Annotated in this window: 16 protein-coding genes; 10 read left to right on the plus strand and 6 right to left on the minus strand. The window is 55.4% G+C overall.

From position 1 onward, the window contains the following. Positions 1-4: 4 nt before the first annotated feature. Both tilS and ftsH read left to right on the plus strand, forming a co-directional pair. Positions 5-1,411, plus strand: a complete 1,407-nt coding sequence (gene tilS, locus VEV40_RS03090) for a tRNA lysidine(34) synthetase TilS (RefSeq protein ID WP_324830070.1) — start codon at positions 5-7, stop codon at positions 1,409-1,411. Positions 1,412-1,605: 194 nt separating this feature from the next. Further along, positions 1,606-3,525: an ATP-dependent zinc metalloprotease FtsH gene (gene ftsH, locus VEV40_RS03095; protein ID WP_324830072.1), complete on the plus strand. Its 1,920-nt coding sequence runs from the start codon at positions 1,606-1,608 to the stop codon at positions 3,523-3,525. A gap of 62 nt (positions 3,526-3,587) precedes the next feature. Here the strand turns inward: ftsH and cysS are convergent, their stop codons facing one another. Together cysS and tsaD are read right to left on the minus strand one after the other, a co-directional pair. Next, the gene (gene cysS / locus VEV40_RS03100; protein ID WP_324830074.1) at positions 3,588-5,069 is read right to left on the minus strand and encodes a cysteine--tRNA ligase; all 1,482 of its coding nucleotides are present in this window, start codon (positions 5,067-5,069) and stop codon (positions 3,588-3,590) included. A gap of 51 nt (positions 5,070-5,120) precedes the next feature. Further along, positions 5,121-6,269 carry a tRNA (adenosine(37)-N6)-threonylcarbamoyltransferase complex transferase subunit TsaD gene (tsaD, locus tag VEV40_RS03105; protein WP_324830076.1) on the minus strand — a complete coding sequence of 383 codons (1,149 nt, stop codon included), beginning with the start codon at positions 6,267-6,269 and terminating at the stop codon, positions 5,121-5,123. Between the two features lie 66 nt (positions 6,270-6,335). On the opposite strand from tsaD, the gene VEV40_RS03110 reads away from it, so the two are divergent. After that, positions 6,336-7,718, plus strand: a complete 1,383-nt coding sequence (locus VEV40_RS03110) for a CCA tRNA nucleotidyltransferase (protein ID WP_324830077.1) — start codon at positions 6,336-6,338, stop codon at positions 7,716-7,718. 171 nt (positions 7,719-7,889) lie between these two features. Here the strand turns inward: VEV40_RS03110 and VEV40_RS03115 are convergent, their stop codons facing one another. Then, positions 7,890-8,063, minus strand: coding sequence for a hypothetical protein (locus VEV40_RS03115; protein ID WP_324830078.1), 174 nt, complete (start codon positions 8,061-8,063; stop codon positions 7,890-7,892). A 234-nt stretch (positions 8,064-8,297) separates the two neighbouring features. On the opposite strand from VEV40_RS03115, the gene VEV40_RS03120 reads away from it, so the two are divergent. The 4 genes from VEV40_RS03120 (at position 8,298) to VEV40_RS03135 (ending at position 13,331) form a co-directional block, all read left to right on the plus strand. After that, positions 8,298-10,007, plus strand: a complete 1,710-nt coding sequence (locus tag VEV40_RS03120; protein WP_324830080.1) for a hypothetical protein — start codon at positions 8,298-8,300, stop codon at positions 10,005-10,007. A gap of 348 nt (positions 10,008-10,355) precedes the next feature. Beyond that, positions 10,356-10,817, plus strand: a complete 462-nt coding sequence (locus tag VEV40_RS03125) for an ester cyclase (protein ID WP_324830082.1) — start codon at positions 10,356-10,358, stop codon at positions 10,815-10,817. A 268-nt stretch (positions 10,818-11,085) separates the two neighbouring features. Beyond that, positions 11,086-11,688 (plus strand): flavin reductase family protein, encoded by a 603-nt coding sequence (locus VEV40_RS03130; RefSeq protein ID WP_324830084.1) that lies wholly within the window; start codon positions 11,086-11,088, stop codon positions 11,686-11,688. A 551-nt stretch (positions 11,689-12,239) separates the two neighbouring features. Next, positions 12,240-13,331 carry an alpha/beta fold hydrolase gene (locus VEV40_RS03135; RefSeq protein ID WP_324830086.1) on the plus strand — a complete coding sequence of 364 codons (1,092 nt, stop codon included), beginning with the start codon at positions 12,240-12,242 and terminating at the stop codon, positions 13,329-13,331. Between the two features lie 11 nt (positions 13,332-13,342). Here the strand turns inward: VEV40_RS03135 and VEV40_RS03140 are convergent, their stop codons facing one another. The 3 genes from VEV40_RS03140 to VEV40_RS03150 form a co-directional block, all read right to left on the minus strand. Beyond that, positions 13,343-14,275, minus strand: a complete 933-nt coding sequence (locus tag VEV40_RS03140) for a hypothetical protein (protein ID WP_324830089.1) — start codon at positions 14,273-14,275, stop codon at positions 13,343-13,345. Further along, entirely contained in the window at positions 14,262-15,497 is a 1,236-nt protein-coding gene (locus tag VEV40_RS03145; protein WP_324830091.1) for a multiheme c-type cytochrome, read from the minus strand. The genes VEV40_RS03140 and VEV40_RS03145 overlap by 14 nt, the downstream gene beginning before the upstream one ends. Positions 15,498-15,627: 130 nt before the next feature. Then, positions 15,628-17,433 (minus strand): beta-L-arabinofuranosidase domain-containing protein, encoded by a 1,806-nt coding sequence (locus VEV40_RS03150; RefSeq protein ID WP_324830093.1) that lies wholly within the window; start codon positions 17,431-17,433, stop codon positions 15,628-15,630. Positions 17,434-17,670: 237 nt separating this feature from the next. Here VEV40_RS03150 and VEV40_RS03155 point away from each other — a divergent pair, with 237 nt between their 5' ends. The 3 genes from VEV40_RS03155 (at position 17,671) to VEV40_RS03165 (ending at position 21,351) form a co-directional block, all read left to right on the plus strand. Beyond that, the gene (locus tag VEV40_RS03155; protein WP_324830094.1) at positions 17,671-20,367 is read left to right on the plus strand and encodes a protein kinase domain-containing protein; all 2,697 of its coding nucleotides are present in this window, start codon (positions 17,671-17,673) and stop codon (positions 20,365-20,367) included. Between the two features lie 35 nt (positions 20,368-20,402). Beyond that, positions 20,403-20,561 (plus strand): hypothetical protein, encoded by a 159-nt coding sequence (locus VEV40_RS03160; RefSeq protein WP_324830096.1) that lies wholly within the window; start codon positions 20,403-20,405, stop codon positions 20,559-20,561. Positions 20,562-21,153: 592 nt separating this feature from the next. Next, complete coding sequence (locus tag VEV40_RS03165) at positions 21,154-21,351, plus strand: hypothetical protein (protein ID WP_324830098.1); 198 nt, start codon at positions 21,154-21,156, stop codon at positions 21,349-21,351. The last annotated feature ends 253 nt before the right edge of the window (positions 21,352-21,604 follow it).

Genomic DNA, 21,604 nt, shown 5'->3' on the forward strand with positions numbered 1-21,604 from the left:
AGCCATGGCGCCGAGGAAACAAAAATCGCTGCCCATTACGGCGGATTTTTTCCGTCCGGGAATGCGCCTTGGTGTTGCCGTTTCCGGAGGCTCGGATTCCGTAGCGCTGCTGCGACGGTTGGCGGAGATGTGGCAGGAATTGGGGCTGGTGCTAAGCGTCCTGCATGTACACCACGGAATTCGCGGCGCTGAGGCGGACGCGGATGCGGTTTTCGTCGAAGAATTGGCTGGCCGGTTTGGGTTGCGCTTTCTCCGGCACGATGTGAACGCGCCGACGCGAGCGAAGGCGCAGCAGGAAACGCTAGAGGAAGCTGCGCGAAACCTGCGTTATGCGTGGTTTGATGACCTGCTGGCGCAGGGAACGCTCGATGCGGTGGCTACGGCGCACACTCTGGATGATCAGGCGGAGACCGTTCTGCTCAAGCTGTTGCGGGGAACGTGGACGGAGGGGCTGGCGGGCATCTTTGCGGTCCTGGAGCGTTCGGGTGGGTTGATAATTCGGCCATTTCTGGGAACACGGCGGTCTGAGATTGAAAGCTGGCTGAAGCAGATCAATCAGCCCTGGCGCGAGGACTCTACTAATACCGACGCAGCCTACACCCGCAACCGTGTTCGTCATCATCTGCTTCCGGCTCTGGCGGAATACAACCCCCAGATCGTCGCGCAGCTTGGGCATCTCGCTTCGATTGCGAGAGATGAGGAAAGTTACTGGCAGAAGGAGCTTGCGCGTATTTTGCCTTCTTTGCTGCTGCCGGGCAAAGCTGTGCGCGGAGGTGGACGCGCCAGCTCGACACATCCAGACGAAATTGCGCTTGCTATGGAGGTTGAGAGGCTTCGTTCTTTGTTTCCAGCTATGCGCAGGCGCGTACTGCGCGCCGCGGCAAAACAAGTGGGTTGCGCACTGAGCTTTGACCAAACGGAATTACTACTTGCCATGTGTACGAACAAAGCAGATCGACGGGAGACTCTAACCGCGCAGGTTTATGCGGAGCGCACGCCGCGGGAGCTACGGTTGGTACGGCAGCAATTGAAAAAAGAAGCTCCGGAGCTTGTTGAATACGAAGTCCCCATTCCCGGGGAAGTAGCAGGAGATGTTTTTGGTCTTCGCCTGACAACTCGTATAAATGGCAACCCAGCGCGGTTCCCTCCAGCTAAATTGCGCGCCCACAAGTCTGGAGACCGGGTGCAATTGCGATACAGCAGTGGTCTGAAACGGATCAAGGATGTACTGGAGCGTCTAAGGATACCCTCAGAGCAGCGGAAAACCTGGCCAGTTCTGGAATGGCAGGGAGAAATTGTATGGGTGCGTGGTGCTGAGGTCGAAAGCAGCATAGCTGCTGCAGCCGGCTTGGAAATCGAGACTAGAGACCTGTCCTGGGACCGGACACAGGCCGGCTTTTTATCCTTCTGAAAAAGAATGCGCCCGCCCCATTTACAGCCGATCATAGGGAGTAAAATAAAACTGAGTTACTAGACGCAAAAGGGAGGTCATTTTCACCGGAACCTTCCGACTGGGAAGTGCGTCTAATGCAGCAAAGCGGATGAGACATGTTATTGCCGTCATTCGTAATGCTGGGTGCTTGGAGAGAGACGAGGTTTTATTTCGTGAATTCAACGGTCAAGACGATCATCTTTTGGGTATTTGTATTTGCATGCCTGGTGCTGCTCTGGCAGGTGTTTGAAAAGAGTACGGGCAGCGGCAAGGAGCAGGAGATCGCCTTCTCGCAGTTTCTGCAGGACGCCCAGCAGGGACAGATTGCCGATGTGACCGTCCTGAACACCGGCGAAGTGCATGGTCACTTCAAGAACGACAAGAGCCAGTTTCATGTCACCGTTCCGGCGAACTATCCACATCTCTATGACATTCTTGCCGATAACAAAGTATCGGTTACGGTCAAGGACCAGAGTGGCAATTCATGGCTGCCTATCCTGATTAATTTCTCGCCAATCATCATTATTGGCCTGCTCTGGTTCTTTATGCTGCGCCAGATGCAGAGTGGCGGCAATAAAGCGCTTTCGTTCGGCAAGAGCCGGGCGCGGCTGCTCTCCATGCAGCAGAAGAAGGTCACTTTCAAGGACGTGGCCGGTGTTGACGAGGCGAAGGAAGAACTGAAAGAGATTATTGAATTTCTGCGCGAGGCGCAGAAATTCCAGAAACTCGGAGGGCGCATCCCGAAAGGGGTGCTGCTCGTCGGCCCTCCAGGAACCGGCAAGACTTTGCTGGCGCGCGCGGTTGCGGGCGAAGCGAATGTGCCGTTCTTCTCCATCTCCGGTTCTGACTTTGTCGAGATGTTTGTCGGCGTAGGCGCAAGCCGCGTCCGCGATCTCTTCGAGCAGGGCAAGAAGAACGCTCCCTGCATTATCTTTATCGACGAAATTGATGCGGTAGGCCGTCACCGCGGCGCGGGCCTCGGCGGCGGACACGACGAGCGTGAGCAGACGCTAAACCAGCTTCTCGTCGAAATGGACGGCTTCGAGTCAAACGACGGCGTGATTCTGGTGGCGGCGACCAATCGGCCCGATGTTCTCGATCCGGCGCTGTTGCGTCCCGGACGCTTTGACCGCCGCGTTGTGGTTGGCCGTCCGGATGTGCGCGGGCGTGAGGAAGTGCTGCGCGTACATGCCAAGAAAGTTCCACTTTCCGAAGATGTCGATCTTCGTGTGCTGGCCCGCGGCACACCGGGATTCAGCGGTGCTGATCTGGCCAACATGGTCAACGAAGCAGCTCTGAACGCGGCGCGCGCGAACCGTAAGTCGGTCATGATGCTTGACTTTGAACAGGCCAAGGACAAGGTCCTGATGGGCGCCGAGCGCAAGTCGATGCTGCTGACCGACGAAGAGAAGCGCGTAACGGCGTATCACGAGGCTGGCCACGCTCTTGTTGCTGCAATGCGCGACCACGCGGACCCTCTGCACAAGGTCACCATCATTCCTCGCGGTATGGCACTGGGCGTCACCATGCAGTTGCCGGAAGACGACAAGCATACTGTCACTAAGGACTATCTTGAAACGCAGCTGGCCATCCTGATGGGCGGCCGTATTGCCGAAGAGATTTTCCTCAAGCAGATGACAACCGGCGCTGGCAATGACATTGAGCGTGCCTCCGATCTGGCACGCAAGATGGTCTGCGAGTTCGGTATGAGCCGTCTTGGCCCTCTTACCTTTGGCAAGAAGGAAGAGCAAATCTTCCTCGGACGCGAGATTGCCCAGCATCGCGACTTTTCTGAGGAGACAGCGCGGCAGATTGATGCTGAGGTGCGCAACTTTGTCGATGAAGCCTACAAATCGGCGTATGACGTGCTGAACAATAACCAGGACATTATGCACCGCATGGCTACCGCTCTCCTCGAACGCGAGACCATCGACGCGAACGAGATTCGCTCGATTATCGAGGGCAAGGAATTGCCGCCGTTGAAGACGAACGGTAGCGGTGGAACTCCGGCGACAGGCGATGTGCAGCAGGTGCTGAAGCCGGAACCAAATCGTGGCGGAACGTTGCCGGAGGGAAGTCCATCTCCGGCTTAGATTGATCTAAGCCAGACGAAAAGGCAGCCTCTAGGGCTGCCTTTTGTTATTGCTAACATTCCCTATTTCCTTTTCCAACGAACACCGTCTTTTGAATCTTCAAGAATAATGCCCTTTTCCAGCAGTTCCTTGCGGATAGCATCGGCGCGGGCAAAATTGCGGGTGCGACGTGCCTGATTGCGCTCTTCGATCAGAACATCAATTTGCGCATCACTCAACGAGAGCTGCGCCAGCACTTCAGGAGATGCTTTGTCGAGACAGCCTTCGCGCTCAGCCCATTCGAGAGCAAAGCGTGTCCATTTTGAATCGTTGTCTTCAAGCGCAACAAAAATTTTGTCGAAATCGGCCAGGACATCAAGAACTGCGGTTACATCCCCCTTGAAGAGTGAACCTGCATCAGCAGCAGCATTGACTGTACGAACGAGGTCAAAGATTGCAGCACGAGCTTCTGCCGTGTTGAGATCATTCGCCAGAGCGGCATGGAATTTCTGTCTCGCGACCGCCGCCGCGTCTACAACTGAAGCGTTACTCCCATCTTCCGGCCACTTTGTGTTCTTTAGCCGCTGGTAAAAGGTACGCAGACGCTCGACTGCGCCGGTTTCCGCAGCCAGTCCTTCAAAAGTGAAATTGAGCTGCTGGCGATACGGAACCGACGTAAGGAGGAAGCGGATCGCGGACGCTTTGTATCCCTTAAGCAGCAGATCGCGCAGCGTATAGAAGTTGCCCTCGGACTTCGACATCTTGCGGCCTTCGACCAGCAGGAAGCGGACATGGAACCAGTGACGGGCGAAGGACTTGTGCGTGGCCGATTCAGATTGTGCGATCTCGTTCTCATGATGCGGAAACATTAAGTCTTCGCCACCTGCGTGCAAGTCGAACGATTCGCCGAGATACTCCATGGCCATGGCCGAACACTCGATGTGCCAGCCCGGACGTCCGGGCCCAAGTTCCGTTTCCCAGCGATATTCGCCGGGTTTGGGGGCCTTCCACAAAGCAAAATCGCGCGCGGAATCCTTGTCATATTCGTCTACATCGACGCGCGCACCGTCGGCGATGCCGGAGAAGTCTTTCTTTGAGAGCTTGCCGTATCCGGGGAACTTCGCAATGCGGAAATACCACGAGCCATCTTCCGTCTTATAAGCAATATCCTGCTCGGCAAGGCGCATGATGAGAGTCACCATCTCATTGATGTGCTCTGTTGCGCGCGCGACCTTCGACGGATGTGCGACCGACAAGGCATTGAGGTCTTCAAAGAACGCCTTCTCAAAGCGCGGCGTGTATTCGCTGATGGGGAGATTCGCCGCCGCGGCATTGCGGATGATCTTGTCGTCCACGTCGGTAATGTTCATAACGTGGCGCACCTTCGTGCCGAACAGCTCCAGCGTGCGGCGCAGCACGTCAACATGCAGAAAGGTGCGGAAATTGCCAATGTGGCCGTAGTCGTACACCGTCGGCCCACATGCGTAAATGCCGAGCGCCTCGCCGTCGGCGGGCTTGAGTTCTTCAATGCTGTTCGTCAGGGTGTTGAAAAGGCGAATGGTCATTCGTACTGTTTGCAACTGCTTTGGATTCACTTGCGATTCTACCAGTTGCGGTCAGCGGCCAAGCGCCAGAGACGGCTCTGCCGACAGGTCCGCTGGCGCATATTCTTTATCGAGCAGCTTAGGCCAAGCCGCCGCTGCAACCATGGCGGCGTTGTCGGTGGAGAGAGCAAGCGATGGGAAAGCAATAGGCAGGCTGCGTTCGGCGGCCTCGGCGGTGAAACGCACGCGCAGCTCGCGGTTGGCTGCGACTCCGCCGGAGACAAGGATGCTCGCCGCGTCGAATGCTTCCGCCGCCTGAAAGGTCTTGCGGCGCAGGTCGTCTACGACGGCGCGTTGGAACGATGCGATCAGGTTTAAAGTCTCTTCGTTGCACAGCCGGAGCGCGTCTGCTGGTTTGGGATTGGAGATCTGCGCCAGGGCGCGTCGGCGCGCTTGAATCGAGGCTGAGAGATCGTGCGTCTGTACATAACGCAGAACCGCCGTTTTGATGCCGCTGAATGAGAAGCGAAATTGGCGGTCCCAGTCATCGCCGTGCGCCTGGTTGCGATGGACTTTAGGTTTGATTTGCGCGAAGGAAAACGGGACCGCTGCGGGATTGCCGTGCGGGGCAAGGGCGTCTATCCAGGGACCGCCGGGATAGCCGAGGCCAATCAGCTTCGCCACCTTGTCAAAAGCCTCGCCGGCAGCATCGTCTACCGTGTGGCCTATGTTGCAGTAGCGCCAGGATTCGCCATTTCGATGGGCAAGGTAGAGATGCGTGTGTCCGCCTGAAACCACCAGCGCCAGTGCAGGCAGAGGAAGGGACTCAGAAGCAAGCTCCGCCTGTTCGAGCAGGACTGCGTGAATGTGGCCTTCGATGTGGTTGACGGCAATGAGGGGTTTACTGAGTGCGTAAGCCAGAGATTTGGCGTAGGTGATGCCGACGAGCAATGCTCCGGCCAGCCCAGGGCCTTCGGTTACAGCGACGGCGTCGAGGTCCTGCAGGGTGATTCCGGCTTCGGCGATGGCGGCACGGACCACAGGGACGATGTTGCGCAGGTGCTCACGGGAGGCGAGCTCGGGGACGACTCCGCCATAAGGAGCGTGCGTCGCGATCTGCGAGGCAACGACGTTAGAGAGGGTCTCGGTTCCGTGGCGGACGACAGCGGCTGCGGTTTCATCGCAGGAGCTTTCGATGCCGAGGATGAGTCCGGTGCTCATCTATCTATGATAGTGGAGAGAGCGAGAAGCAGGTCCTTCGCTCAGGGTGACAAGAGCCGTAATTGTATGACGAAATCCAACGCACAAATCGCTGCCGAGGTTATTGTCGAGCGTTTGCGCACCGACGGATATGACGCGTACTTCGCGGGTGGATGCGTGCGCGACATACTGCTCGGGCGTGAGCCGGCGGACTTTGACGTGGCTACAAACGCACGTCCGGATGTAGTGCTGGATATGTTTCCGCGGACGTTTGCCGTGGGCGCGCACTTCGGGGTTGTGCTGGTTGCGGATGACATCGACGGTGAAGAGATTGTCACTGAGGTGGCGACGTTTCGCTCTGATGGCGCTTACTCCGATGGCCGCCGTCCGGATGAGGTGCGCTTCTCAGACAGTCCGCAGGAAGATGTTCTCCGGCGCGACTTCACCATCAACGGAATGTTGCTCGATCCGCAGCTGCTGGCTGAGACTGGCGATCTGAAGCAGGCCGTGCTCGACTTCGTCGGCGGGCGCGCTGATCTTGCGGCCCGTGTTATTCGCGCGATTGGCGATCCTGACAAACGATTCAGCGAAGACCGGCTGCGGATGCTGCGCGCAGTTCGCTTTGCAGCTCGATTTGAATTCGAGATCGAATCGGAGACAGAAAAGGCGATTCACGCTCATTCTGAGGCTATTTTTCAGGTCAGTTGCGAGCGGGTTCGCGATGAACTGACGCGGATGCTCACCGAGGGACACGCTCGGCGGGCCTTTGAGCTACTTGACCGGACAGGGCTGCTGAAGCAGGTGCTGCCGGAGATTGACGGGATGCACGGCGTCGAGCAGCCTCCGGAGTACCATCCCGAAGGAGATGTATGGGTACACACGCTGTTGCTGCTCGATAAGCTGCCTGCGGGCGTCTCGCCGACACTGGCTTGGGGGACGCTGCTGCACGATGTGGGCAAGCCGGCGACCTTCGAGCGCGCTCCGGATCGCATTCGGTTCAATGGGCACGTGGAAGTTGGCGTGCGGATTGCCGAGAACATCTGCCGCATGCTGCACTTTTCGAGCGAAGATACGGCACAAATCGCGGCTTTAATTGCAAATCACATGCGTTTTGGCGATGTGATGCGCATGAAGGAATCGACGCTGAAGCGCTTCTTCCGGCTGCCACGCTTTCCCGAGCATTTGGAGTTGCACCGCATCGACTGCCTTTCCAGCCACGCCGACCTGACGCTCTATGACTACGCGAAGCAGCGCTACGAGACGCTTCCGGAAGAGGCGGTGAAGCCGCCGCTTCTAGTGACGGGCGCGGACCTGATCGCCGCCGGATACCATCCGGGGCCGCGCTTCAAAGAGATGCTGGCTGCGGCTGAGGACGCTCAACTTGAGGGACACGTCTCGTCCAAAGATGAGGGCCTGGCGCTGGTGCGGGCGGCCTTCCCGGTGGACTCCCCCTCCCCCCTGGGTCAATAGCCTTTTGTTTGTTTTCAATGAGATAGCTAGGGATCATCCCCCGCTATCTCATTGATTCTTTGATTATTTAGGATGCTTCCAGTGTTTTCAACTACATACGAGGTAATCGGGCCTCGCCGTTACCTGCTTCGCTGGGAATTTCTGTCCCTATATTCAGGATAGCAATTTGGGCTAAATAACACGCCAATCTTCGGCGGCTTTTATTTCTTTTGGAATGTGCTGGTTGCGGGATTTGGAGGTAGTTTGGGGCTTGACAAGATTTTTTGGGCGCGCGAATAAGGTGCGCTTCGCGGTCGAGAGTGATTCGCTGCGGTCTTCGACCTGCGCATTGGCCTGCGGCAGCAAGGTACGCCGTCTGCCTGACGGCGGTTCTTATTCAGAGGGCTGAAGCCCTCTTCTCCCAGCCTTCGTCTCCCTCAAAAGTCCATTGGGCGTATGGTAAACCCATGTCTCAAAAGCGAGACATGGGGCACCCGGCCTGCGGCAGCAAGGTGTGTCGTCTTTGACTGTGCTTTTCATTTTCGCGGACTGAAGTCCCCGGCTTCTACCTTCCGATGCAGGCTATGGTAGGCTCGTCGCGTGTCTACAGCGAAACGTCAGAACCAGAATCATCGAAATGATTTCTTCGAGTATTTCCAGTCCTTGGAAATAATTAACCAAATTCAAAATCGCATTCCGTTATTTTTTTACCTCTTTACTCGTCAGAAGCGTGTTCCTCCTCGAAAGCTGGTCGCTGCTCAAGAGTCCGATTTGAGGTCTTTGGCAACGCGGTTGAGCTTTGATCAGAGCACTTATGCTTCCTTGGTCAGCCAATACTTGACCACCTTGCTTTCAGCTCCTTCACACCGGTCTAGTGGGCAGGATCTGAAAAGGGAACCGAGGCGAAAGGCTGAGCCAAATCCGTTGAGAGAATTCGTCTTCCGACACAACAAGAAAATACTTCGGCGCTTAGGCCGAGTGACTTCAGGGTCGGGAAAAGGGCGTTTAGCATTGTCAGCGATGTTAGAAGGCTCTTTCCTAGAGGTGGATTCGCGATATGAAGCTCAAGTTTTCTTGAGAAACGAAGTATCTAAAGAGGAAGTTCAATCGGTTATTACGGCATGGAAAAAGGATCAACAGAGCTTTGCGGAAGCGATTAGTTCCTCTCCATGGAGGACGCCTCCTAAGATCTTCTGGCTCAGTTCGAGTCAGCACTTTGTGGAAGAAGGAATCGCACGCTACATCTTTAAAACTACATTTGGTGTAGGTGCTTTTGAATCCGCTTTTTTAGAATTCGAATCGACACTGGCCGATGCGTTTTCGGAGCCGATCTCCGGGGATGGTGTGCGATCGCGAGCGGTGGATCTTTGCACGGTAAGTCGTTCTCGCCAGCTCATGAATAGGATTCGACCGTCAATCGAGATTGCATTGAATTCACTTCTCGCAGAACAGACGCCGCCGTACTGGTGGGAATGGGTGGCTAAGAGCGGGGGGCCTCCTGAAAGGGTCCCTAGCGTGGCAACGACAAGTTTTGCGGCTCTTAGCCTGTTGAAACTTTCCATCTCGGAGTCAATCAGAAATCGCGGTAAGCAAGCAGCTGCATGGCTGCTCGAAAAGCAAAATGTTGATGGAAGTTGGTCGCTAGACTTCTCTAGTGCAACCGGGCTGGTCTCTGAGCCCGACGTCCACGTAACTCTTACGGCGATGGAAGCAATTTCAAGAAGTGAAGTTGCTGGTGCGAAACGGCATCTGGACTTGGCGCATGATTGGGTTCTAAAACAGCAGGGCAAAAATGGTCTTTGGGAAGACAAGGACCTTCCGTTGCCTCAACTCGCAGTCTTAGCGATCGAAACGCTTGAGTTTGTCGACAGAGCCATACCCTCTCTCAAAAACAACTATCTCAGTGCAAGCGTAGGCTATCTGCGGCGTGCGCTAGCTATTCTATGTGAGGACGATCCGACGGCACTGCGTTTAGCGCTGGTAACAGCTCATCTTGGCATCGAATCTTTCTTATACGCAGTATTTCAATTCAAAAACATCTGTAAGTTTATCGACAACAAAGGTCAAACGATCGGCATGCGAAGCGCATTGTCTTCTCTTCAAGGCTGGCTGCAACAAAATAAATACCTAAAGCCCAATGGCTTGATTTCTTTCAGCAACGAGCTCGGAAGACTTGCCTATCTCAGAGATGAAATCACCCACAAGGCACTCTACGTAGGAATTGACGACGCGCAGCAGGCAGTGAATTCCGCTGCCCAGTTCGTTTCAACATACTCGCAAATGTTGCTAGGCTTTGATTGTCTGGATTGATTTGCATTGATACGTCATGCGGGATTCACATTGGTTACGAAGGTTCGTGCTTTCTCATTCTTTGGGTTCGCAAAGGACGGGACACCCCGAACTTAATGGCTAGTTTAGGAATCGGCTACCGAAGCATCCGAAACTACCAGATCTGCGAAATCCGTCAAGCCGGATGACGTGAATTATCTCCTCGGAAGAGTGAGCATCGACGAAAGAATGTGCCGCAAGATCAATGCTTTATGCTCTCCATCGCATTCGATACAAGAATTCGGCTACATGGAAATTCACAGGAATTCCGGGAGTGCGGTGCAATGGGCAGGGGTGGAGGACTATCCTGTTAGGCAAAGGAGAACCACCATGTCTGACGAGAACAAAAAAATCGCTCGTAAGCTCATGGAAGAGGGGTGGAACAAAGGCCGCGAGGAAGTTGTCGATGAGCTGATGTCACCACAGTGCCACTTCCACGACCCGGTTTTCCCATCCCTCACGTCAGGAGCGGAGAACTACAAACAGCACATACGCACATGCAGGAACGCCTTCCCCGATCTGAAATTCACGATCGAGGACGAAATAGCGGAACGCAATGAGGTGGTCCTGCACTGGAAACTGCACGGCACACACAGGGGAACGTTCCTGGGCATGCAGCCAACAAACAGGAGCGCGACCATCTCCGGCACGACGATCGACCGCATTGAAAAGGGAAAAATTGTTGAGCACTGGGCGGACTGGAACGTACTCGGCCTGATAGAGCAACTGGGACTGGCCTCCCAAGCCGCCCAAACCCTCTCGGCCCAGCAATCGGCTGGAGCCAGGAGGTAACTCAACTTATTTTTTCTTCCTTGATGGTTCGCGTTCGGCGCGGACACTGAACGCCCATCCTACTCTTCGATGATTTGGGGAGAAGGATGGGCGTTTCGACCTTACAGTTGGCATAATTTGACGCACCGACTCGCTTGCACGACCGATCTGGTAGTGGCCTCGACATATTCTGGATTAGTTTTGGACGGCCGGCGCAGAAGCCAGCCTGTGCGGCTCCGCATCTATCTGGAAAGGAGATGGTTTGCGGATGCAGGAGCGGAAATTTGTCATGATTGAACCCAGAATTCTTTACTTTGGGACGCCGGTTGCGCTGATCAGTTCGCTGAATGAGGACGGGAGCACGAACCTTGCGCCGATCTCATCGTTCTGGGCGCTGGGATGGACGCTGATGCTTGGGCTGCTGGATGAGACGAAGACAGCGGAGAACTTTGCGCGGCATGCGGAGTGCGTGATCAATCTGCCGTCGCCGGAGATGTGGCCGCAGGTGGAGAAGCTGGCTCCGCTGACGGGGAAGGATCCGGTGCCGGAGATCAAGGCGAAGCAGTTTCGTTATGAGCACCAGAAGTTTGAGGTGTCAGGGCTGACGCCCGTGCCGAGCGAGATAGTGAAGCCGATGCGGGCGGTGGAGTGTCCGGTACACATGGAGGCTCGCGTGGTGAAGCTGCACAAAATGAGCGGCGAGAAGCTGAATGCGCTGGGCGGTGGCGTGGCGGGCGAGGTTGAGATTCTGCGCGTGCATGTGGATGAGGAGTTTGTGGTGAGCGAGCATTATGTCGATCCGGCGAAGTGGTCGCCGCTGATTTATAACTTCCGGCATTATTTTCGGCTGGCGGAGACGGAGCTGGGGAAGACATTTCGCGCGGAGAAATGAGGCGCGGGATAGGTGGCGCATCGCTTTTTCGACGCGCGTCGAGAGTGATCCGCTGCGTGTCTTCGACCCTTCGCGGATACGGCCTGCGGCAGCAAGGTACGCCGACTTCGTCGGCGGTTCTTATTCCGGGTATTAAAGTTCCCGGCTTTTACCTGGAGGTGCTTTGCACCTCAACTTTCTTGTTGCATCTCAACACTTGTGGTGCCCCATCCTTTCGCAAAGAACGCGAAAGGATGGGGCACCCGGCCGTGCCCTTACGAAACAGTGTCCTTTTCAGAATCTTCTAAATTCTGGGGCTTCTATCGGATTGTTTCGCCTTATGTTGCTTTCCCTGATATTCAAATTTTGTTTTCACCCTTGCATTCAACTAGAGCAATTTCTGAGCAGCCCGCAATCGTTGCTGGAGCGCCAGAGCCTTCTCGGGTTCTGTGAGTTCGCTGCGTCGAAGACGCACATCCTCGCGTGTCTAATAGCGGATTTCGTTTTTCTATGATTTCCTATCCTTGCGCTCGAATTTCATTCGAGAGTCGTTCGTACGAGGGATCGTCACTATGCGTTTTGCAGCGATAGTCTGCATCATTCTTTCCTGCGCACTCCCCTCCACCGCTCAAAACCAGCATGTATCCAAGTGGCCCGCCAAAGACAATGTTTACGTCATTCATAATTTTCATTTCGGCACGGGTGAGACTCTTCCCGAACTTAACTTGCACTACCTGACTCTAGGCGAGCCGCATCGCGGGGCGGACGGCCATGTTGATAATGCCATCCTGCTGCTTCATGGCACGGGAGGAGACCGTCGCACGCTGCTGAGTCCTCTTTTTTCCGATGTCCTCTTTGGCCCCGGCCAACCCTTCGATATCACAAAGTATTTCCTGATCCTTCCTGATGACATTGGCCATGGTGATTCTTCCAAGCCTTCCGATGGTCTCCACATGAAGTTTCCGCAGTACGACTACGATGACATGGTCCGCTCGCAGTACATCATGCTCACCGAAGGCATGCACGTCGATCATCTGCGCCTTATTCTTGGGACCTCGATGGGCTGCATGCAATCATGGATCTGGGGTGAGACTTATCCGCAGTTCATGGATGCTCTGGCGCCCTTCGCGTGTTTTCCCGTCGAATTGGCCGGCCGCAACCGCATGACCCGTTACATTGCCATCGAAAGCGTCAAGCATGACCCCGCATGGAAGGACGGCGAATACACCAGCGAGCCAGTTGAAGGCTTGCGCGGCGCTGAAGCCATGCTCCTGATAATGGGTTCTTCAGCATTGCAGATGCAGAAGAACTACCCCACTAGAGCGCAGTCGGAAAAATACGTCGATGACTATATGGCCCGGACGATCAGCCATGCAGATGCCAACAATCTGATCTATTACATCAACGCTTCGCGCAACTACAATCCGGAACCTAAACTTTCGAGCATTGTCGCACCCGCACTTTGGATTAATTCTGCCGACGACTTTATCAACCCGCCGGAGGTCGCTCAGATCATCTGTCCGCGTGTGCTTCCCAAAATGCCGAAGACAAAATTCATCGATCTCCCCATTACTGACGAGACACGAGGCCACGGAACTCACACGCACGCCGCTATCTGGAAGGATGAGCTTGTCAAATTCATGGCGGAAACTGAAAAGAAATGATGGCCGGGACGTTATTGTGCAGCGCTTGATTCTTCTCCGGCGTGTGCCCACATATAGACTGTGCCAAGCCACGACCTGCCGGGTGAAGCCTCCGGCAGATGCGGAATCAAGGCCCATAATCCAATGAACGCGAGTCCCACGAGATTCGGGAAGAGAAGGGGAGCCATGGGAGGGGCGCCATTGACCAGGCGGTCAAAGAGACTGGAGCCGGGTCCGACGAGATTGGCTTCGAGATGCAGCCAGAATCCAAGGATGCCTACCAGCGCCTGCACCAGCATAACTACAAAACATATATCAAGGTATCGCCGCGTCACCGCGAGCATCAGCGGAACGACGAGAAAGCCGGTTGCAAAGGCAGAAGAGATCACCGGAATCCATTCCGTCTTTACAAAGAAGCCGTTCACCGCGTGATCGGTTAGTGTGAGTACGAAATTTCCCAGGAATCCGCCCAGCGCGAGAAAGATGACCCAATGCGCCCACTCTGCGCTGCGCGCAGCAACTATGCGGTTCACGAGCAGCAGAAAGCCGAGTCCAGAATATGCCAATGGCGCTGCAAACGGAGCCGCATACGTCAGGCTCTTGAGAGTGCGATCCACAAAGAAGTGGCTCTCGAGGTGAAAAAGCACTCCGCCTAGTCCTATTAGCACGGCGAGCCACCCAACCAGATAGCCAACATCGCGCCAGGCGGCCTGAAAGCCCCAAAGCCAGCGCAACAGAATTACGATGGCGAGGGCCACAGGCGCAACGATAGAGAAGTACAGCGGAATATACTCTGCCGCGCGGCGAAAATGGTTTACCGAGTGCGCGATGTAAATATCCAAAGCGAGAAAGGCCAGGTTGACAGTGATAAATAATTCCAGCCAGAGCTGCAGATCGTGCACCCATCGCAGGCTCGGATCGTGAAGAATTCGTTGTGCCTTTGCCAGCAGTCTATTTATGCGCACGTTCTCTCCGCAGCTCCGCAGCCAGTTGTTCCAGCTCGACTGTCTTCTGCATCATGGGGTAGTTTCCATGCCACTGGACAAAGTCGGCTCCGCCCATGAATGCTCCATGCTTCGAGGTGCGTCCGTCGTAATGCCACAGATCGAAGTACAGGAAATCGACGGGATTGGAGAAAGGCGGCCCGCTCAACAATCCATCGCTACGTAGTCCATTCACAATCGCCTGCGCATGCTGGACTTTGGCATTCGTGGAGGCCACGACCGCTTCCGCCTGAGTATAAACGCGATCGATAACGTCTTGAGTATGACATTGCGCGCATACCTCCTTCATATTGGCCTGTGCCCTCGCATAGTTGGGGCGCTTCTGCGTCACGGCGTCGGCAAGATAGAACGAAAGCCTTTCAGTCGGATCGTGCGTCACCTTCAGTCCATTCAGGCCGGACATGTGGCAGGTAGCGCAGGTTGGCACAAACATGTCGCGCGTCGTCAGTGATTTTGGTTCGGCATTCAGATTCAGCAGATGCTCCTGAGCTGCAAACATGACGCCATGCTTGGACTCTTCGTAGATCTCAATCTGCGAGTGGTCCGGGCCCATGTGGCATTGCGCGCAGGTTGAAGGCAGGCGAGCCAGCGCAATGGAACTGGTGTGGCGCGAATGGCATGCTGTGCAGGTGCCGATGGTGCCGTCGTCATTTGGCTTGCCGATAGCGTGGCATTGCTCGCAGCCACTCACCATCGCCGACGTGCCTTCCGCCGTGACGAATGGATGCGGCGGGCGTTTCGTTCCTCCGGGTTGATATTGTTCTGCGAAGGCGACCTGTTCCGGCTTCAGTCCCTTCTCGCCATAAATCGCCGCCCAGGATGTTGCTGCGTGACGGCTGCGCAGGAATTCCTGATAAATACCCTCGTGGCAGGAGCGGCAGTTTCCCGCGGTAAGATGTGCGGCGATTACGAATCCATGATGGTCCTGCTTCTGCTGGCCTTCAGATGGCTGGTGGCAATCAAGGCAATTGACGCCCTTCTTCGCGTGGGCCGACATTTCGTATTCGTGGACGACCGCATACTGCATGCGCGCGTGACACTCGGCGCACTTGCCTGAAGCTTTGACAAAGTCCGCTGTGGGTTGTGTGGTTTCCACGCTGGGCCGCTGTCTGTTGATGAGAAAAGCGGACACGATCAGCGCAAATGCAATAACGACAGCCACGAAAACCGAGCGAAAGGACATCAATCCCCTCCGGATGGTACGGCTTATGGCCCATTATGAGGCGAAGGTCTCGCCTGTCAGATCAAGCGGGGTCAGTGTATCAGCATTTAAGGCGCAGGGGACTACTTTATATGAGGAGGATGGCTGCCTTTTACAACCTTACATATGTTGTATAGGGCTGTTCTCCCAAAGACGTGAACGGCAGCATAGTCACCGGTCCGTTCGCCGAGTTTACCTGCCATTGCCGTTCGCTAATGCGCTGCGCCGCCAACAGTTGCTCGCGGGTGAACTTCGGCAGCGGGCTGTCCTGTTGCTGTTTCACGGCCATCAGCACAAGCGGCCCACGCAAGAGCGCGACCGTGTCGGCGTGCTGCGCATCGATCGTCTCCAGTCGCATCTGTAAGGGAAGTTCTAACTCCACGCGGTCTCCGGTTGACCACTCGCGCCGGATCGCAGCGAACTGTCCGGGCATGGCCAATCCGCTTTGCCGCTTTCCATTCACATAAATTGACGCGCCCGGAGCCCATGCAGGAATGCGGAAATGAAGTGTCAGATCAGCCGGAGCCGAACTTGTAACCGTGAAAGTTGCATGGTCCTCGAAGGGATAATCACCCTCCTGTGTCAGCAAAAGTGTCACTCCACCCTCAGTCCACCGCAGCGTTGAAGGAATATAGAGATTCACATACACCGACTGCGGTCCGCGAAAATAGGTATTGATACGGTAATCGGTTGCCACCTGCGGCAGCGTGCCTGAGCAGCATGCCCAGCGGGCTTCCTTGTAAACGCGCTTCGCGTCGAAGTTGTAGTCGGAGTAGTAGAAATTCTCGCCATCGTTTTGCAGAGGTTTCGCGCCGAGCACCGTGTTGTACATCACGCATTCCATGCTGTCGCCGTAGCGCGCATCGCGGGTCACGCGCAGCAAGTAGCGCGTCAACTTGAAGTGGGCATAGGAACCGCACGGAGTCTCAAAGCTGTGGTGGGTGTTCGTCAGGCTGTTGTAGACGTCGCTGCTTCCCGGCGCACGGAGCATCTCGTCCGGACCCCATCCGCCGGTCGCATAGCTTTGTGCCTGCAGCATGGCAAATGCATTCTGAGCGGCATGCAGATGCTTCTCGCTTCCCGCAACCATGTAGGCCATCATCGCCGAGCACAGCGAGTTCACATAGCTGTACGCGTGTCTGCCCTTCAGCACGTTTTCGTTTCGCGAGAGCGGATCGAACCATGTTTTGTCATCGAGGTATTGCAACCCCAGGTCGTAATATCTGTGTCCGGCGCCGCGTTGATAGGCCAGGAAGAGGTTTTCCGGCATGGTATAAGACTCATCCCAGGTCCACGAGGCGTCATCTGCGGGCTTGTCCATTCGCCATCGAACATCATGTTCTACTGCGTGTCCAGGCAGATGTGGCAGCGCAGTGTTGGTTGTCTGCTCCAGAATGGCCAGCGCCTGAGGATCCTTCACATAGGTGTGTGAATCGAGTAGCCCCAGCAGCAGCTTGTCATAGGTGTATGCAGGGAAGCGATTCCTGACGTAGAAGTCCGCGGTAATGGTCTGCGCATAGAGCCGATTCAGGCGCAGGACCTTTTGGCGTGTCGCTTCATCTCCGTTGATGGCGTACGCGCGGGCCAAGGCCGACACCCATTGCCCGAAAGTGCACCCCGGAGCGAAGCCCTTATCGAAGCCTTTGCGATAGTCATAATCGGGATCATAGGTGTACCACCCACCCAGGTCCTCGCCCGGCGCGGGCATGCCGGACATCTGCCGGAAAGGCTTCAACAGGCTGTCCTCGCTCAACGCCATCAACACCGCATGAGTGTTCATCAGTTGCGCTTCATGCGGGTCGCTGGCCATCAGCACGTCGCCATAGCCAAACTCACTGAGCAGAGGTGTTCCGGAGGTTTCTGCTCCCCATGCCTTCAGGCTCCGCAGCCTGCCCGTAACCGCTGCGACGGACGCCAATGAACCTGTCTGAAGGAAATGCCTACGTGAACATATCATTTACGTGAACACCTCAGATTCTCCTGACTATAATGATGCAACTGCGCCTCTACTGCTGTCACCTTTGCAGCGGAGAGTATCGTTCAAAACTTACTTTCCGCGATTTCGCGCGCGAATTGGTGTCACTTTCGCGTATCCTTACTACGAAATCCCCCAGTTATTCGGCCCTATGCGGTTGCCTGCTGAGTCTGTCACACGATGACCGGACTGCCACGGACGGGAAACAGTGTGCCCGCTCCCGGGGATTTTCTGTGCGACTACCAAATCCTGGGGCGCATCGGCGCCGGTGGCATGGGGGTTGTCCTGCAGGCGAGGGACCTCAAGCTCGACCGGGGCGTAGCGCTTAAGTTTCTACCGCAAGTTCTCTATGGGGGTGAATCGGACAAACAAGCTCTCCTCAAAGAAGCGCGCGCCATTTCGGCACTAGACCATCCAAACATCTGCACCGTATATGGGCTTGAAGAGGCTGATGATGGTCAACTCTTCATGGCAATGGCCTATTACGATGGTGGCTCTCTCGCGGAGAAGATTGCGAAGGGTCCGATTCCCGGTCGCGAAGCTGTCGAGTTGCTGAGCGGCATCATCTCAGGCATGAGCACCGCGCACGCGCATAATATCCTGCACCGCGATATCAAACCGTCCAACATCCTGCTCACGCGGCAGAACATTCCTAAGATTGTCGATTTCGGGCTGTCTCAATCCATGAGCGACGAGAGCCGGACACGAAGCCTGACGATTTCCGGAACAGCGGCATACATGTCGCCAGAACAGTTGCGCGGCGAAGTGATCGACCAGAGAGCCGATATCTGGTCCATCGGCGTGACAGCGGCTGAGATGCTGAATGGCTATCATCCCTTCCGTCGTGACACGCTTCCCGCGGTAGCTCACAGCATCTGTAATGATGCGCCAGAAATCTCCGGCGAATTGCCGCTCGGTCTCCAGCGAATTATTTATAAGTGCCTCTCCAAGACGCGTGAACTCCGCTATGCAAGCTGCGACGAATTGCTTCAGGAACTGGCGACGATAGATCCGCGCGAATTTCCGCAGAAAACCGCTGAGATCTCAGCGAAGGCAAGCGCCGGCGGCACGGTTTCGGCTTCTGCCGGTATATCCGGTCAAACGTCGAAGGTATTGCGCAAAGCATCCTCCGCGCAGAAAAAAGCCCTCAGTAACATCATCGCTGCCGCTTCGGGCCCTATAGTACCTGAGTCTTCACGCAAATGGTGGCTGGTTCCTGCTGCTGTCGTCTTACTTCTGCTGTTGGCCCTCCTCGCCTTTCCCGTGCCGCGCGAACATGTGCGCGGACTGCTCTTCGGCCCGAAGGAAAAGCACATTGCAGTTCTTCCGTTTGACAATGCCAGCGCCGATCCGGCAACCGGCCCTCTGGCCGCCGGTCTGATGGACAGCACGACCGCGGCCCTCTCCAATCTGGATACGAGCCAACGATCCTTGTGGGTTATTCCTGCCAGCGTTGTTCGCAGCAGCAATGTTGCTGATCCCGTGTCTGCGTACAAGCAACTGGGCGCAACCCTTGTTGTGAAAGGCAGGCTGGAGCGCGCCGGGCAACATGTGGCGATCAATATCAACCTCATCAATGCGGAAACGCTGCGGCAGATTGGAGCGGCAGCTGCTTCCAACGATAGCGGCGATCTGGCTGCCGCCGAGCAGGATGCGGTCACGCAACTAGGCCGGTTGCTGAATGTTTCCGGGGCGTCCGACGCGGTTGTCCGCTCAGGCAGTAGCAGCGTACCTGCGGCCTACAATCTTTACCTCGAGGCGCTCAGTTACCTGCAGCGCTTCGATAAGCCTCAGAATCTCGATCTGGCGGTTGATCGCCTGCAGAAGGCAATCGCTCAGGACCCGGATTTCGCTCTGGCATATGCGAAGCTGGGTGAGGCATACCGGCTCAAGTACAAAGCGGACCATGATTCTAAGTGGATTCAGTTAGCGCTGACGAATTGCGAGCAAGCGCTCAAGCTCAATCCGCAACTGCCCAGCGCATATGTCACTTTGGGATCGCTGCACACCCTCACCGGCAATAACGAGCTGGCGTTGACGGAATTTCAAAAAGCGGTTGCGCTCGACAATCGCAATCCTGACGCGATTATCGGCATGGCCTGGTCGTATGAGCAGGCGGGACGGCTTGCCGAGGCGGAGTCAGAATACAAGCGCGCGGCGGCCCTCAATTCCAGCGACTGGTCTAATCGCAACGAACTGGCATTGTTTTACTACCGGCACGGACAATACTCCGATGCAATAGAACAGGTGAAACAGGCCATTTCATTCAGTCCGGACAACCCCATGCTGTATTTCAATCTTGGGGCTTTTTATCTCGACAGCGGTAATCCTTCATCATTTCCGCTGGCAGAAGAGGCGCTGCGCAAGTCCCTTGCAATGGCTCCCAGCAATGGCGCCTACAGCAACCTGGCCCTGTTGTATCTGCATGGAAAGAGATATTCGGAATCGGCGGGCGCCAGCGAGAAGGCCATTGCCTTGGATAGCCGGCAGATTTTGTCCTGGCGATATGCAGAGTTGGCTTATCGCTGGCTAGGAGAAGAGAAGAAGGCAGCTGTTGCCCTCGACCAGATCGAAAGTCTGGCACAGGCACAAGCTGCGATGAATCCAAAGAATGCAATGGACCAGTCGTGGCTGGGATTGGTTTATGCCCAAAAAGGCCTGCGCGAAAAGGCGATTCCGCACATTGAAGCGGCGCTCTCATTGGCTCCCGGCGATTCGCAGGTACTGGTAAATGTAGTGGAGGCTTATAATCATTCCGCGGATGAGACCAGCGCGGAACAGTTGATAAAAAAGGGGCGACAGAATGGCGTCTCACTCGCAGACTTGCAACTTGACCCAGATATGCAGTCGCTGCTGTCCAGAGTAAAGGCACATTAGCTGCTGTCACAAACAGGCGTTTTTTTGAGGGGAAAATGAAAGATCCAAATGAGCAGTTGAATGAGCAGCAGACCGAGTCTACTTTCGGCCAGTCAGACCCTGAGCTTGAGTTCGAATTGAATGCAGGATTTGGGAACAGAGCTGTCACCGGAGGCAAAGGGCCAGGCTTAGTGAGCGAAGGCGAGAGCGAGTAGAAAGCAGCGAATCGAGAGTGTCTATCGGATTGCGACGAGCGCCGCGAAAAATTCACGCGTTGATAACTTCGAAATCGTAGCTCGGTACGCGGCTGCCAATACCTCACATCTTCGAGATGCGGGGTAGCCGGCGGCCATGCCATTGCCTTGGATATCTTCGTGAATGCGCCGGGTATTCTTCCTCGAAGCGCTTTTCCCTGTGGTAGCGCACTTCGTCGGCGTGCATCTCCATGCATTCGATGCTCAATGATCAGACGCGTACTGCTGATAGCGCTTCTAGCGGTACTTTATGCAGAGTGGGTTTTCCTCATACGAGAGCCAAAGAACAAGGCGCATGTGGCGGGCAGGATTCCCGTCCAAAAATCCAGTCTATATAGGACGCAGCAGGAAGAGGCTCACCAATGCTGTAAAGAGAACGGGCAGGCTCGCGAGCATCGCTGTTGCAAAAATATTGCGCTCATTTCGAGAGTGTTTCGGGTAAGCGATGGCGGTGGCATATTCAGCTGGTCTCAGGCGCGGAACAAAGGTCTGCATACCCTCGTGTCGAACCAGAAGCCCAACCCAGTAATCTGACGACGCATCGCAGCTACTAATGAGCGTTCAGGACACGGTCAAGTTAACACATCTATTGGATGAATTGACAATGCCCATCGAGGCGGTAATCAACCTGCTTTATCTGATTCGTGCTTCCGGCACGGACGTCGAAGTGCATGATCGCTTCATCGCCGCCGCTGAAGGGAAGATGCAGGAGATCGTCCAGATCATGAAGAAATACATTTCTCCGGCCTAGCGCATCAGCTCCGCGATCGGTGCTCTTCCTTCTGTGAAGAAGGGATCATTGCCGCATGATGATAAGCGTCGCAGTTGTGATTCTTTTCGACGGTCTTCAAACCATCTCGCGTTGAAGCAGTTCCTACAGTCTGGAAACACCTCAGGCAGATGCTGTCGAAGCTCCCATCCCGATTCGGACGCATCGCAAATGAACCTTCATTTTCCATGTTGAGCCATCACATCAGATTTTTGTAGAAGCCTAACGGGTGATA

Source organism: Alloacidobacterium sp., assembly GCF_035631355.1.
Lineage (GTDB): Bacteria > Acidobacteriota > Terriglobia > Terriglobales > Acidobacteriaceae > Alloacidobacterium.

Excerpts from the sequence above, each read along its gene's own strand:
- VEV40_RS03130 (WP_324830084.1), top strand. The coding sequence starts at position 11,086 with ATGATTGAACCCAGAATTCTTTACTTTGGGACGCCGGTTGCGCTGATC.
- tsaD (WP_324830076.1), bottom strand. The coding sequence starts at position 6,269 with ATGAGCACCGGACTCATCCTCGGCATCGAAAGCTCCTGCGATGAAACC.
- VEV40_RS03125 (WP_324830082.1), top strand. The coding sequence starts at position 10,356 with ATGTCTGACGAGAACAAAAAAATCGCTCGTAAGCTCATGGAAGAGGGG.
- VEV40_RS03165 (WP_324830098.1), top strand. The coding sequence starts at position 21,154 with ATGAGCGTTCAGGACACGGTCAAGTTAACACATCTATTGGATGAATTG.
- VEV40_RS03135 (WP_324830086.1), top strand. The coding sequence starts at position 12,240 with ATGCGTTTTGCAGCGATAGTCTGCATCATTCTTTCCTGCGCACTCCCC.
- VEV40_RS03155 (WP_324830094.1), top strand. The coding sequence starts at position 17,671 with ATGACCGGACTGCCACGGACGGGAAACAGTGTGCCCGCTCCCGGGGAT.
- VEV40_RS03145 (WP_324830091.1), bottom strand. The coding sequence starts at position 15,497 with ATGTCCTTTCGCTCGGTTTTCGTGGCTGTCGTTATTGCATTTGCGCTG.
- VEV40_RS03160 (WP_324830096.1), top strand. The coding sequence starts at position 20,403 with ATGAAAGATCCAAATGAGCAGTTGAATGAGCAGCAGACCGAGTCTACT.
- tilS (WP_324830070.1), top strand. The coding sequence starts at position 5 with ATGGCGCCGAGGAAACAAAAATCGCTGCCCATTACGGCGGATTTTTTC.
- VEV40_RS03110 (WP_324830077.1), top strand. The coding sequence starts at position 6,336 with ATGACGAAATCCAACGCACAAATCGCTGCCGAGGTTATTGTCGAGCGT.
- cysS (WP_324830074.1), bottom strand. The coding sequence starts at position 5,069 with ATGACCATTCGCCTTTTCAACACCCTGACGAACAGCATTGAAGAACTC.